This window comes from Agromyces sp. CCNWLW203 (assembly GCF_036576125.1).
Lineage (GTDB): Bacteria > Actinomycetota > Actinomycetes > Actinomycetales > Microbacteriaceae > Agromyces.
Map to the genome: position 1 here is coordinate 659,453 of NZ_JAZHYX010000001.1, position 13,226 is coordinate 672,678.

Here is a 13,226-nt window from a genome sequence, read left to right on the forward strand (position 1 = left end):
GGCCCTCAACCGATTCCAGAGGGGCAGCGCCCAGCGCCGTCAGCCTCTACGACCGGCCCTCAACCGATTCCAGAGGGGCAGCGCCCAGCGCCGTCAGCCTCTACGACCGGCCCTCAACCGATTCCAGAGGGTGAGCGTCGAAGCGCTCAACCGATTCCGACGCAAACTGTCGAAGGCGTGCAACGCCGCGGTTCTCTATTGTGGGATCAGCCCACAATCGGAAGGACCCCGCATGGCAGATCGCGCGATCACGGTGGCCGCATGGGAATCGCTGTTCCGCGCCCAGGTCTCGATCATGCGGGCCCTCGCGGCCGAGTTCCCGAGCGACGTCATCTCGCTCAACGAGTACGACGTGCTCTTCAACATCACCCGGGCGCCGGGCCGACGCCTGCGTCTCAAAGACCTGAACCAGAACGTGCTCATCACCCAGCCGAGTGTGAGCCGCCTCGTCGACCGGCTCACCGCGCGCGGGCTCGTCGCGAAACTGCCCGACCCGCGCGACGGCCGCGGCACGATCGTCGCGATGACCGACGAGGGGTTCGACCTCTTCCGTCGCGTCGCGATCACGCACATGGACGCGATCAACCGCCAGTTCGGCGACAGCCTGTCCGATGACGAACTCCGCACGCTCGCCGAGCTCTGCAACCGGCTGCGCGTCGAGGCCGATCAGGCCTGACCCGGCCGATCCGCGCGAACGCGCGGAGAAACTCGCCATAGACGAGCAGTCCCCCTCAGCGCTACTCTCAGCCTACAGAGTGGGTCTGGCTGGGTTCCTGGGGGGAAGTCATGGACATCGTGCTCGTCATTCTGCAAGCCTGCGTGGTCATCGGGGCGATCGTGCTCGGAGTCCGGACCGGCGGTATCGGCCTGGGTCTCTGGGGCGTCGTCGGCACGGTGATCCTCGTGTTCGTCTTCCAGCTGCCACCGGGCGCCATCCCGATCGATGCATTCTTCATCATCATCGCGGTCATCACGGCGTCGTCGGCGATGCAGGCGGCCGGCGGCATCGACTACCTCGTGGCGATCGCGTCGAAGATCATCCAGCGCAATCCGAAGCGACTCACCTACGTCGCACCGCTCGTGGCGTTCGTCTTCACCGTGCTCTCGGGCACCTCGAACATCTTCTTCGCACTGATCCCCGTGATCTACGAGACGGCGTACCGCAACGGACAGCGCCCCGAGCGGGCCCTCGCCGCGTCGACCGTCACCTCGGGCCTCGGCATCACCGCCAGCCCGGTGTCGGCGGCCATGGCGGCCTACCTCGTGCTCATGGACGGCACCGGCTACGGACTGCCGCAGATCCTCCTCATCACGGTGCCGGCGGCGATCGTCGCCTGCATCGTCACCTCCCTCGTGCAGCAGCGCGTGGGCAAGGACCTGCTCGACGACCCCGTGTTCCTGAAGCGCGTCGCCGACGGCACCGTCGAGGTGCCCGCCGCGCTGAAGGCCCGCTACGAGGCCAAGGTCGGGGGCGCTGCCGTGACGGCCGGCGGCACGGGCACGTCGACTGCCGCTGCGACCGGCAGCTCGGCTGCCCCGGCGGCCGACGTTCCGCCAGCACGCATCGAACACCCCGTGCCCCCGGGCGGCGCCACCGCCGCGTGGATCTTCGTCACCGGCACCCTGCTGATCGTGCTGCTCGGCCTCTTCCCGGGCCTGCGTCCCGCCTTCCCCGACGAGGCCGGCGAACTCGTGCCGCTCGGCATGTCGACCATCATCGAGATGATCATGTTCTCGGTGGCCCTCGTCATCATCCTCGTGCGCAAGGTCAAGCCGTCGCTCGTTGTCGAGCAGCCGCTGCTGCGGGCCGGCTTCGTCGCCGCCGTCGCGCTGTTCGGCATCGCGTGGATGGCCGACACCTTCATCTCGGCTAACGAGGAGACGATCATCGAGCCGCTCGGCGCGATGATCGAGGCCAACCCGCTGCTGCTCGCCGTCGCGCTGTTCGTCGTCTGCGGTCTCACCACGAGCCAGTCGGCCACGACGAACACGATGATCCCGATCGCCCTCGCCGCCGGGCTCGCCCCGGGCGTCATCACGGCGATGTGGCCGTCACTCATCGGCGTGTGGCTGTTCCCGGCCAACGGATCGCAGATCGCCGCCGTCGAGACCGACCTGACGGGCTCGACGAAGCTGACGCAGGTGCCGATCTGGCATTCGTTCACGATCCCGATGCTCGTGTCGTGGGCCGCCGTGGTCGGGGCCGGCCTCCTGATCCAGCTCGTCGTGCCCGCCTGAATCGGCATCGCGCCATCAGCGCGCGATCACCAAGTGCCCGAAGCATCCGACCATCCAGCCGAGGAGGAACCCATGACCGACGCCGCAGACGTGAAGTCCGCCGCCGCGCAGTTGATGCCGGAGGTACTCGACCGTCTCGAGACGCTCGTGCGCATCCCATCCGTCGCGTTCCCCGGGTTCGACCCCGAGCCCGTGCACCGCATGGGAGCGGCCGTCGTCGAGCTCTTCGAGGCGGCGGGGGCCACCGGCGTGAAGCTGCTCGACGTGCCCGACGGCTATCCGTGCGTCTACGCCGACCTCCCCGGCCCCGAGGGCTCGCCGACCGTGCTGCTCTACGCCCACTACGACGTGCAGCCCGCCGCCGAGAGTCAGGGCTGGTCGACCGATCCGTTCGAGCCGGTGACCAAGGACGACGGTCGCATGTACGGCCGCGGCGCCGCCGACGACAAGTCGGGCCTCGTCATCCACTACGGCACCCTGAAGCTCCTCGGAGCCGACCGGCCGTGCAACCTGAAGATCCTCGTCGAGGGCGAGGAGGAGACGATCTCCCACCTCGAGGCGTTCGTCGAGGCGAACCCCGAGCTCTTCGCCGCCGACGCGTACGTCATCGCCGACATCGGTCCGCAGCGCGTCGGGCGGCCTGGTCTCACGACCGCGCTCCGAGGGGATGTCGCATGCACCGTGACCGTGCGCACGCTCGGCAATCCCGTGCACTCGGGCATGTTCGGCGGCGCGGCCCCCGACGCCATGACGGCGATGATCCGCATCCTCGACACGCTCCACGACGAGCACGGCGACACCGTCATCCCCGGCGTCGACAGCGGCCACTGGAGCGGAGCCGACATGGAGGAGGACGTCTACCGGGAGGGCTCGGCGGTGCTGCCGGGCGTCGACTACCTCGGCACCGGCTCGCTCTCCGACCGCATCTGGGCCAAGCCCTCGGTGACGGTACTCGGCATGGACCTGCCGAACACCGCCGAGGCGTCGAACGTGCTGCTGCCCTCCGTGACGGCGAAGCTGTCGATGCGCATCGTGCCCGGCGCCGACGCGGACGCGCAGCTCGACGCGCTCATGGCGCATCTCCGCGCCCAGCGGCCCTGGAACTGCGAGGTCGAGGTCGAGAAGGTGAAGACGGGGCATCCGTTCGCCGTCGACTCCTCCCATCCCGCGATCGTGGCTGCGGAGGCCGCGCTCGAGGCGGCCTACGACGCACCCGTCGAGTCGATCGGCAGCGGTGCATCGATCCCGCTCGTGGCGTCGCTCCAGAAGGTCGCCCCGGGCTCGGCGATCGTGCTCTGGGGCGCGGAGGACACCGCGCAATCCCGCATCCACGCGTCCGACGAATCGGTCGACCCCGGCGAGATCGAACGGATGATCGCCGCGCAGACCCTGTTCATCCAAGGGCTGGCGGCGGCCGAACGATCCTGATCGAACCGCCCGGTCGTCATTCGGCGGCCGGGCACGGCGAAGGCGAGGTGCTCGTGTCCGTTCCGCAGTCCGAGAAACGGATGACCGTGCTCCAGGCGACCTTCATCGGGGTCGGCTCGATGGTCGGCGCCGGCATCTTCGCCCTGCTCGGCGCGGCGGGAGCGGTCGCCGGTTCCGCCGTCTGGGTGTCGTTCCTCATCGCCGGCATCATCGCCGGACTCCAGGGCTACTCCTTCGCGAAGCTCGGGGCGAAGTACCCGTCGGGCGGAGGCATCCTGACCTATCTCTCCCGCGGCCTCGGCGAGGGCCACCTCACGGGCATCGGCTCCTGGCTCTTCTTCACCGCCGGCTCCATCGTGGTCGCGATGATCGCCACCTCGTTCGGCGGCTACGCGACCTCCGTCGTCGCCGGCGGCGATGAGACCTGGGGCAAGGTGCTCGCGGTGGCGCTGATCGTCGTGATGTCGGTGCTGAACACCGTCGGCGCCAGCGCCGTCGCTCGGGTGCAATCGGTCATCGTGATCATCGTGCTCGGCATCCTCGTCGTGTTCGCGGCCGTCACGATCGCGAACATCGACCTCTCCCTGCTCGCCCCCGCCGGCTACCCCGCGGCGAAGGAGATCGTGGCGAGCGTCGCCCTCACCTTCTTCGCCTTCCTGGGGTTCGGTGTGATCACCTTCACCGCGAAGGACCTGCCGAATCCCGCCCGTCAGCTCCCGAAAGCGATCTACCTGGCGCTCGCCATTGCGACGACGATCTACGTCGCCGTCTCGATCGGCGTCTTCGGCACGCTCACCGCCGACCAGGTGGTGGAGTACGGCACGACGGCACTCGCCGAGGCCGCGAAGCCGGCGCTCGGCCAGGCCGGGTACGTGCTCATGGTGATCACGGCGCTCTTCTCCACGACGGGTGCGGTGAACGCAGGTCTCTACCCGTCGATCGGCATGACGCAACACCTCGCGTCCGTCGGGCAGTTCCCGCCGATGTTCAGCCGCTCGGTCGGGCGCTTCCCGGTCGGGCTCGTCGTCATGGCGGTGCTCGCGAGCGTGCTCGTGATCGGGTTCGACCTGAACAAGATCGCCTCGATCGGCAGCGCCGTCGCCCTGCTGGTGTTCTCCGCCGTCACGGTCGCCCACTTCCGGCTGTACCGCGAGACCGGCGCGAGCATCATCGTGCTCGTCATCGCGCTGGTGGCGACGCTCGGCACCTTCATCATCTTCTGCACCACGACGCTCGTCGACGAGCCGGCGACGGCGTTCGCCCTCGTCGGCATCATCGTGCTCGCGATCGCCGTGGACTTCATCTGGAAGGCCGCAGCGCGACGTTCGAACAGCCCGAGCCGCAGCCCTGACCGGGAGCCCGATCGGGGATGAGCCGACGGCGGCGGGGACGGTGGGGCGGGAACCCTACCTCCCGCCCCACCGCGGTCTCCAAGGGAGACCACTCCCGCCGAGCGACCCGAACTGAGCCCGGCGAGCTTGTCCCGGCGATCGGGAAAGTCTCGATCGCTCTGCTCGCGGGGGTCAGCACGAACAGGTCGGCACAGGGGTCGACTCGGGTCTGGTCGAATCGTATCCGCCCGGCCGCCCGGTGCATACTGCCCCGATTGGGGGGTGAGAACGCTCCCATCGGCAGGAGCCGGCATGGGCTCGTGGGCGGCAAGCCGACGATCAGGGCCAGTCGACGGATGCCTCGTACTCATCGTGCTTGCGAAGGTAGGCGGCGATGAACGGGCACTCGGGCACGATGCGCTCGCCGCGCGCGACGGCATCGTCGAGCGCCGTTCGCGCGAGCTTGCTGCCGAGGCCGCGCCCCTCGAACTCGGGCAGCACCACGGTGTGCGTGAAGACGATCACCCCGTCTTCGAGACGATACTGCGCGAAACCCGCTCGCTCGCCCCCGAAGGTGAGGTCGTAGCGGTGACGGTCATCGTTGCGGACGATTTCGACGATGTCGGTGGCCATGGCGCGACTCTACTCGACCGTCTCTGCCGATGCGCCGGAAGCGCCGCAGGCCTCGCCTCCTGCGCGTGAGCGCCGGCGCCGGGATGGCTCGCAGCCGCACGGTCCTCTCGGGCACGACGTGGCGCAGCCGTCGGCCGTCGCAGCGCGTGCCCGGCGGCAGGGTGAGCCTGCGGTCGCGAACGGCGGAGGCTCGGCATCGGCGCCGAGCGACATCGAGCGGCTCGGTCGAGCGCCGGGCCGGGCTGACAGGCCGGGAGAGACAGCGACGGATGCCGCGCACGGGCGCCGCGGCATCCGCCGGGCGCTCGCCGTGCTCGTGCACGGTGGCGACGACGAGCGCGATCAGCCAGGCGAACACGAGCGTGAAGGCCACAAGCTCGAAGACGGTCAGGTTGAACACGCCGAGCCCGTCGTAGGCCACCATCGCCGCCACCTCGACGGCGAGCGAGAGATACGAGAACCGGGCGAACCAGCGCGGGATGCCCGGTGCGAAGAGCTGCACGCCGAGGCACAGGATCGCGAACGCCGCGGCGGCCCCGACGGCGAAGGTGTTGTGCAGGTCGGTGTCGGTGTCGATCGGCACGAGCCCGACGCCCATGAGGTTCAGGCCGACGAGGGCGATGAGCACCCGCATCACGGTGCCCGCGCCGGGTCGGAGCGCGAACGGCCCGGCCGCGAGCGAGCGGGTGAGCAGCGTCGAGAGGCCGGCCATGCCGAATCCCGACACGATGATCGCGACGTTGAAGCACGCGGCGGCCAGGTCGTTCGAGGTGCCGAGGGTGCTGAAGTTGTGGGTCCACCACTCGCCGGTCGGGGTGATGCTCATGCTCGCGAGGCTGCCGGCGGCGAGCAGCATCGCCACGAGATTGAACGTGCGATACGCCTCGTGCTCGATCGCGCCGCGGTGCAGGCGGAACGTGCCGAGGCCGAACACCGCGGCGAGGAGGAACCCGAAGGCCTCGTGCCCGCCGGGGAACCCGTCGAACGCGGTGGCGGTGAAGTGCACGGCGAGCAGCGCGATCGCCGCCCAGGTCAGGCCGTTGGCGATCGCCCGCGATTCGACGCGCAGCGCCGGTAGCCCGAGTCGTGCGAGCTCGGCGATCGCGTTGCTCGATGCCGAGGCCACGACGAGGCACGCACCGACAGCTGCCCCGCCGGCGAGCGCCGGCACCACCCAGACGACGTCGACCACGTGCGAGCCGCCGGCGGCAGGGAATCGCGGGTCGAGCGCGCGATAGAGCACGATCGAGACGGCCGCCGCGATGAGCAGCGCGTAGACCCGGCGCACGTGGGAGGCCAACGGCCGCGAACGCATGGCGGCGAGCCGAACGCGCCCCACACGTTCGGCGGCTCCGGCGCCCGTCGCACGTGTCGGTACGACGAGGATCCGGTTCAGCTCGGAGTCGGCCCCGGCGAACGCACCCATATCCGAACTCGATCCCCAGAATCAGATGTGGCGAGCCTAACCGGCGGCGCGCTCGTGAGTCACCTTCGTGTCGTGTCGCCCACGCCGATACCCAGCAGACTCTCAGCAAAACGATCGCGGTCATGAAGCGGGTGCACAGCGAGGAACACCCTGGGAAAACGAAAACGGCCCGCTTTCGCGAGCCGTTCTCTTCACTGTCTCAACCAGTGTGCGCCCGGAGGGATTCGAACCCCCAACCTTCTGATCCGTAGTCAGATGCTCTATCCGTTGAGCTACGGGCGCAGTCGATGTCACCTGCGCATCCTTCGCGATCAGGCAACCACGTAACTCTAACGCACGCGCTCAGATCTCGCCAATCGAGGGCCGCCTCACCGGTCGGCGTGCTCGGGCCGCAGCGCATCGAGCGCGGCGAGCTGCCGACGGTTCGCCACCTGGCGGTACGAGGTCTCGATGAGTTCGGCGAGGAGCTGCCAGTCGGTGCCGGGCCGATCGAGGTCGACACCCACCCAGTGATCGCGGTCGTAATAGGGCGGGCCGAAGAACTGGTCGTCGTGCACGAGGGCGTGATGCTCGTCGGGGTCGGTCTTCAGCACGATCGAGAGCGGCCGATCCATCGAGGCGCTCACGTGCACGAAGATCGGCTTCGCGGCACGGAACGTCGGCCGGCCCCACGCCTCGACCTCGACGGCCTCGGGCAGCGCGAGGCATACGGCGCGCACGCGCTCGACGAGCGGATGCCGCGGGTCGACGACTCGGGGATGCTCCACGAAGCCCAAGCTACGCCCCACCGACGACACCGCGCGAGCCGCGGCATCCGCTGCCCGTCAGCCCTTGACCGCTCCCCCGAGCCCCGCCGACCGGAGGAACACTCCCTGGAAGAGCAGGAACAGCACGACCGGGATGAGCGTCGAGATCGCGAGCGCCGCGAGGAACACGTCGAGCTCGATCGAGCCCTGCACGGCGGGGAGCCGCACCGAGAGCGGCTGCACCGCGGGGTTCGGCAGCACGAGCATCGGCCAGAGGAAGTCCTTCCACGCGGCGATGATCGCGAACACCGAGACGACACCGAGGATGGGCTTCGACATCGGCAGCACGATCGACCAGAAGAGACGGAACGGCCCGGCGCCGTCGGTGCGAGCCGCCTCGAACACCTCGCGCGGCAGTGCGTCGAAGAAGCGCTTCACGAGCAGGATGTTGAACGCGTTCGCCGCAGCCGGCAGCCAGACCGCGAGGTAATTGTTGAGCAGCGACACGTCGCCCGGCAGCGGCGGGTTCACGATCGTCAGGTAGAGCGGCACGAGCAGCACCACCGCCGGGATGAAGAGCGTCACGAGGATCGCCCCGTTCAGGATCGGCGCGTATCTGGGCCGAAGCACCGACAGCGCGTAGCCCGCGGTCGTCGCCACGAGCAGCTGGAAGAACCAGGAGCCCGCCGCGATCACGATCGTGTTCCAGAAGAACTGGTCGATGTGCACCTCGACCCACGCCGCCTGCAGGTTCTGCCAGTCGATGCCGTTCGGCCAGAGCGCGAGCGGCTGGCGCAGCGTGTCCTGCGTCGGCGTCACGGCCGACTTCGCGAGCCAGAGGAGCGGACCGAGTCCGGCGATCACGAGGCCGATGAAGAGCACGAAGTGCGCGGTGCCCATTCCGAGCCGGACGCCGCGCTTCCGGCCGTCGAAGTTCGAGACGATGCCGCGATCGCGCGACTCGTCGTCGAAGCGCCTGGCCTTGCGAGCCTTCGGCGAGAGCCGAGGCAGACGGATGTCTCGTGCGGAGGGCGCTGTCGTCATGACGTGCTCCAGCGGTCGGTGAGCTTGAAGTACAGCCAGCTGAGGAGCGCCAGCACGACCGCGAGCATCACGCTGAGCGCGGTCGCCTCGCCGTAGTCGCCGCCGAGGCTGTTCTGGAAGGCGTAGCGATAGATGAGGAGCAGGATCGTCACGGTCGCGTTGTTCGGGCCGCCGCCGGTGAAGAGGTAGGGCTCGAGGAAGACCTGCGCGGTCGCGATGACCTGCAGGATCAGCATGATGAAGAGGATGCCGCGGAGCTGCGGCAGCGTCACGTGCCAGATCTTGTGCCAGATCGACGCGCCGTCGACCTCGGCCGCGTCGTAGAGCTCGGGCGGCACGGCGAGGAGTGCCGCAAGGTAGATGATGATCGCGCCGCCGGCCCCGGCCCAGGTCGCCTCGAGCACGAGGGACGGCATCGCGGTCGCCGACGACTGCAGCCACGGCTGAGCCGGAACGCCGAACCAGCCGAGCACCGTATTGAAGAGGCCGGTGGGGCTCGCGTCGTAGAAGACCTTCCAGAGCAGCACCGCGACGACCGGCGGCACGACGACCGGCAGGTACGCGAGTGCGCTGTAGAACCCCTTGCCGCGCCGCACCTCGCTCATGAGCACGGCGACGAGGATCGGCAGCGGGAACCCGAAGAGCAGCGCGAGCGCCGCGAAGTACAGCGTGTTGAGCACGGCAGTGCCGAGCAGCGGGTCGCTCAGCACGGCGGCGAAGTTGTCGAGGCCGACCCAGGTCGGCGCGTCGAGCAGGTTCGTCTCCTGGAAGCTCATGACGATCGACCGCACGATCGGCGACCAGCTGAAGAGGCCGAACACGATGAGCATCGGCGCGAGGAAGGCGAGGGTCGAGAGGCCACCGCCGCGCACCCAGGTGCGGAGGTTTCGAGGGCGCTTGCGGTGAGCGGATGCCGCGGGCGCTGCGCCCTCGTTGGCGGGAGGGGCCGCAGCGGGCGGTTTCGCGGTGAGGGTCATCTGGTTCCTTTGTTGATCGACTCGCGGGTTGAGGAGTGCCCGACGAAGGAGGACACGTCTCGAAGCCTCTCGGGGCGAGGGTTTCGAGACGGTCGCTGCGCTCCCTCCTCAACCCGCTCCACGTTCGTGTCGCGGTTTCGAGACGGTCGCTGCGCTCCCTCCTCAACCCACGGTCGGTGAACGACCGCTACTCGTCGAGCAGCGCCTGCGCCTCTTCGTCGGCCTGCGCGAGCAGCGCGTCGATGTCGGCGTTCTGGTCGGTGAGCACGGCCTGCACCACGGGGTCGAGGAGCGCGTAGATCTCCTGCGTCTTGCCCTTCGGCTCGCCCACCGGCGTCTGCTCCCAGATGCCCTCGATGAACGGGGTCATCTGGTCGCGCGGCACGTTGATGTACGGCTCGATCCAGACGAGCGACTGCTCGTAGGCCTCACGGTTCAGCACCGGCAGCAGCGGGGTGCCGACGGCCTGATCGCTCTCGGCGAGTGTCTTCGCGTCGAGCACGGCGGCCTCCTCGGTGAGGAGCTTCTGCATGTAGAACCAGTCGATCCAGGTGATCGCCGCAGCTTTCGTCTCGTCGTCGACCGTGGGACTCACGACGGCGATGTCGCCGCCGCCGAGGGTGCCGCCCTCGTTCTCGACCGGGATGACCGTGAGTCCGTAGTCGTCGGGGTTCAGTGAGAAGTCGCGCACGAGCGCCGTGTAGATGTCGGAACCCGTCGTGTACATGCCGATGTTGCCGGCCGCGAACTCCTGGTTGATGCTGCCCCAGTCGAGCAGGAAGTTCGAGCCGAGCGAGTCGTCCTCCCACCGCAGCTGCTGCAGGAACTCGAGCGCCGCCTTCGTACCGTCGTTCGCGATCGTCGAGGTGTAGGTGCCGTCGCCGTTGTCGGTCTGGGTGCTGCCGCCGCGCGCGACCGTGGATGCGGTGAGCTGCCAGCCGCCCGTGTTGTTCTGCGTCATCTGCATGTAGCCGGCCTTGCCGGTCTTCTCGGAGATCGTCTTCGCGGCGGCCCGCACCTCGTCCCACGTGGTGGGCGGGCTGTCGGGGTCGAGGCCGGCCTCCTCGAACAGGGTGCGGTTGTAGTGCAGGCCCATGGCGTACGCCTGGCGCGGGAACCCGAAGATGCGGCCGTCGGCGTCGGTGACGCCGTCGAGGATCACGGGGTTGAAGCTGTCGGTGTACCCGAGCTCCTCGATCTCGTCGGTCACGTCCATGAGCTGGCCGTTCTCGAGCAACGTCTTGGAGTCGGTGAAGGGCACGGTGAAGACGTCTGGCAGGCTGCCGCCGGCGAGTTGCACGGCGAAGGTCGGCCCCTCCCACTCGTACTCGACGCCGATGATGTCGATGTCGGGGTTGAGCTTCTCGAACTGCTTCTCCTGTTCGGCGAAGGCGTCGTAGGCGGCCTGGTCGGCCCCGGGCGGGAACGTCGCGACCCGCAGTTCGGTCGTGCCGCTGTCGCTGCCTCCCGAGCTGCAGGCGGCGAGGGCGCCGACCATCGCGAACGCGGCGATGCCGGCGATCACGACCTTGCGTGGTGACTTCATTGTCCAGTCCTTTCGGTGCTGTGTTCAGGTGTGAGTGCTGGGTTCGTGCCGCGGCATGGCGCTCGCCGTGGCCTCGACGGTCAGGCGCTCCGGTGGAGCCAGGCCGTGGAGTCTGGTGGCAGCAGCCCGTCGGCGAGCGGGGTGCTCGCGAGCAGGATGCTGTCGTGTTCGGGCAGCGCGACGGGTTCGCCGCCGAGGTTCGTGACGCTCGTGAAGGTGTCGCCCCGGCGGAATGCCAAGACGCCCGGAGCACTGTCGAGCCAGGTCAGCGGGCCGTCGCCGAGGGCGGACTCGCGCTTGCGCAGCCGCAGCGCCTGCCGGTAGAGCCAGAGCATCGAAGCCGGGTCTGCCTCCTGCGCCTGCACGGTGAGCGCGGCCCAGTCGGCGGGCTGCGGCAGCCACGGGCGACCGGATGCTTCGGCGGGGCTGAATCCGAACGGCGCCTCGGTGCCGCGCCAGGGCAGGGGCACGCGGCATCCGTCACGACCCGGGTCGGCGCCGCCCGAGCGGAAGTGCATCGGGTCCTCGAGCACCTCGCGCGGCAGTTCGGCTTCGGGGAGGCCGAGTTCGTCGCCCTGGTAGAGGTAGAGCGAGCCGGGCAGCGCGGCCGTCAGCAATGCGGCGGCGCGCGCGCGACGCACCCCGAGGCCGAGGTCGGTCGGGGTGCCGAAGCGCTTTCTCGCGAACGCGAAGCCCGAGTCCTCGCGGCCGTATCGCGTGACCGGCCGCGTGACGTCGTGGTTCGAGAGCACCCACGTGCTCGGAGCGCCGACCGGGGCGTGGGCGGCGAGCATCAGGTCGATCGATCCGCGGAGCTCGGCGGCGTCCCACGGGCGCGACATGAAGTCGAAGTTGAACGCGGTGTGCATCTCATCGGGGCGGAGGTAGGCCGCGAAGCGGGCGGCATCCGGCACCCAGACCTCGCCGACGAGCACTCGGGTGCCCTCGTAGGAGTCGGCGATGCGCCGCCACGAGCGATAGACCTCGTGCACCTCGTCGCGGTCCTCGGTGGGGTGCTGACCGGGCGCGACCTCGGTGGGCACCTCGGGCAGCGCCGGGTCCTTGATGAGGAGCCCGGCGGAGTCGATGCGCACGCCGGCGACGCCGCGGTCGAACCAGAACCGCAGGATCTCCTCGTGCTCGCGGCGCACGTCGGGGTGGTTCCAGTTCAGGTCGGGCTGCTCGGGGGTGAAGAGGTGCAGGTACCACTCGCCCGGCGTGCCGTCGGGGTTCGTCGTGCGGGTCCACGTGTCGCCCTGGAAGTTCGACACCCAGTTGGTGGGCATCAGGTCGCCGTTCGCCCCCTTGCCCGGGTGGAACCAGAACCGCTCCCGCTCCGGCGAACCCGGCCCGGCGGCGAGGGCGGCCTGGAACCAGGGGTGCTCGCTCGAGACGTGGTTCGGAACGACGTCGATGATCGTGCGAATGCCGAGGGCGAGCGCATCGGCGATGAGCAGCTCGGCGTCTTCGAGGGTGCCGAAGGCCGGGTGGATGTCGCGGTAGTCGCTGACGTCGTAGCCGCCGTCTGCGAGTGGCGACGGGTACCACGGGTTGAACCAGAGAGCGTCGACGCCGAGCTCCTTCAGGTAGCCGAGGCGGCTCCGCACTCCGCGGAGGTCACCGGTGCCGTCGCCGTCGGAGTCGGCGAAGCTGCGCACGTAGACCTGGTAGATCACCGCGCTCCGCCACCAGAGCGGGTCGGACACACCGGCCGAGGGGGCGGTGGCGGCCGAAGCGGCATCCGTGAGGTGCATGGTCACGCGGTGCGTCTCCTCGTGTCGACGGGGCGGGCACGCCGTGTCGAGGGACGACGGCGTCATTGACCGTCAACGTAATGAGAGCAACAGAATGATGCAA

At 69.2% G+C, this 13,226-nt stretch carries 11 protein-coding genes and 1 tRNA gene; 4 read left to right on the plus strand and 8 right to left on the minus strand.

The features are described 5' to 3' along the window. Positions 1–232: 232 nt before the first annotated feature. From VPH61_RS03030 to VPH61_RS03045, 4 genes are all read left to right on the plus strand, one after another. On the plus strand, positions 233–676 hold the full coding sequence (locus VPH61_RS03030) for a MarR family winged helix-turn-helix transcriptional regulator (protein WP_332062037.1): 444 nt from the start codon (positions 233–235) through the stop codon (positions 674–676). A gap of 110 nt (positions 677–786) precedes the next feature. Then, positions 787–2,238, plus strand: coding sequence for an anaerobic C4-dicarboxylate transporter family protein (locus VPH61_RS03035; protein ID WP_332062038.1), 1,452 nt, complete (start codon positions 787–789; stop codon positions 2,236–2,238). Between the two features lie 72 nt (positions 2,239–2,310). Beyond that, on the plus strand, positions 2,311–3,666 hold the full coding sequence (locus VPH61_RS03040; RefSeq protein ID WP_332062039.1) for a M20/M25/M40 family metallo-hydrolase: 1,356 nt from the start codon (positions 2,311–2,313) through the stop codon (positions 3,664–3,666). Positions 3,667–3,746: 80 nt separating this feature from the next. Continuing rightward, on the plus strand, positions 3,747–5,039 hold the full coding sequence (locus VPH61_RS03045) for an APC family permease (protein ID WP_332062040.1): 1,293 nt from the start codon (positions 3,747–3,749) through the stop codon (positions 5,037–5,039). 297 nt (positions 5,040–5,336) lie between these two features. Here the strand turns inward: VPH61_RS03045 and VPH61_RS03050 are convergent, their stop codons facing one another. The 8 genes from VPH61_RS03050 to VPH61_RS03085 form a co-directional block, all read right to left on the minus strand. Then, positions 5,337–5,630 carry a GNAT family N-acetyltransferase gene (locus tag VPH61_RS03050; protein WP_332062041.1) on the minus strand — a complete coding sequence of 98 codons (294 nt, stop codon included), beginning with the start codon at positions 5,628–5,630 and terminating at the stop codon, positions 5,337–5,339. Then, entirely contained in the window at positions 5,593–7,056 is a 1,464-nt protein-coding gene (locus VPH61_RS03055) for a DUF998 domain-containing protein (protein ID WP_332062042.1), read from the minus strand. Before VPH61_RS03055 ends, VPH61_RS03050 begins: the two co-directional genes overlap by 38 nt. A 209-nt stretch (positions 7,057–7,265) precedes the next feature. Further along, positions 7,266–7,338: transfer RNA gene (locus tag VPH61_RS03060), tRNA-Arg, on the minus strand. 86 nt (positions 7,339–7,424) lie between these two features. Next, the gene (locus VPH61_RS03065) at positions 7,425–7,823 is read right to left on the minus strand and encodes an MmcQ/YjbR family DNA-binding protein (protein ID WP_332062043.1); all 399 of its coding nucleotides are present in this window, start codon (positions 7,821–7,823) and stop codon (positions 7,425–7,427) included. A 57-nt stretch (positions 7,824–7,880) separates the two neighbouring features. After that, positions 7,881–8,846, minus strand: a complete 966-nt coding sequence (locus VPH61_RS03070) for a carbohydrate ABC transporter permease (protein ID WP_332062044.1) — start codon at positions 8,844–8,846, stop codon at positions 7,881–7,883. Then, a complete protein-coding gene (locus VPH61_RS03075) occupies positions 8,843–9,823 on the minus strand; it encodes a carbohydrate ABC transporter permease (RefSeq protein ID WP_332062045.1) in 981 nt (326 codons plus the stop codon). The genes VPH61_RS03070 and VPH61_RS03075 overlap by 4 nt, the downstream gene beginning before the upstream one ends. Before the next feature lie 187 nt (positions 9,824–10,010). After that, on the minus strand, positions 10,011–11,369 hold the full coding sequence (locus VPH61_RS03080; protein WP_332062046.1) for an ABC transporter substrate-binding protein: 1,359 nt from the start codon (positions 11,367–11,369) through the stop codon (positions 10,011–10,013). A gap of 80 nt (positions 11,370–11,449) precedes the next feature. Then, a complete protein-coding gene (locus tag VPH61_RS03085; protein ID WP_332062523.1) occupies positions 11,450–13,123 on the minus strand; it encodes a glycoside hydrolase family 13 protein in 1,674 nt (557 codons plus the stop codon). Positions 13,124–13,226: the final 103 nt, after the last annotated feature.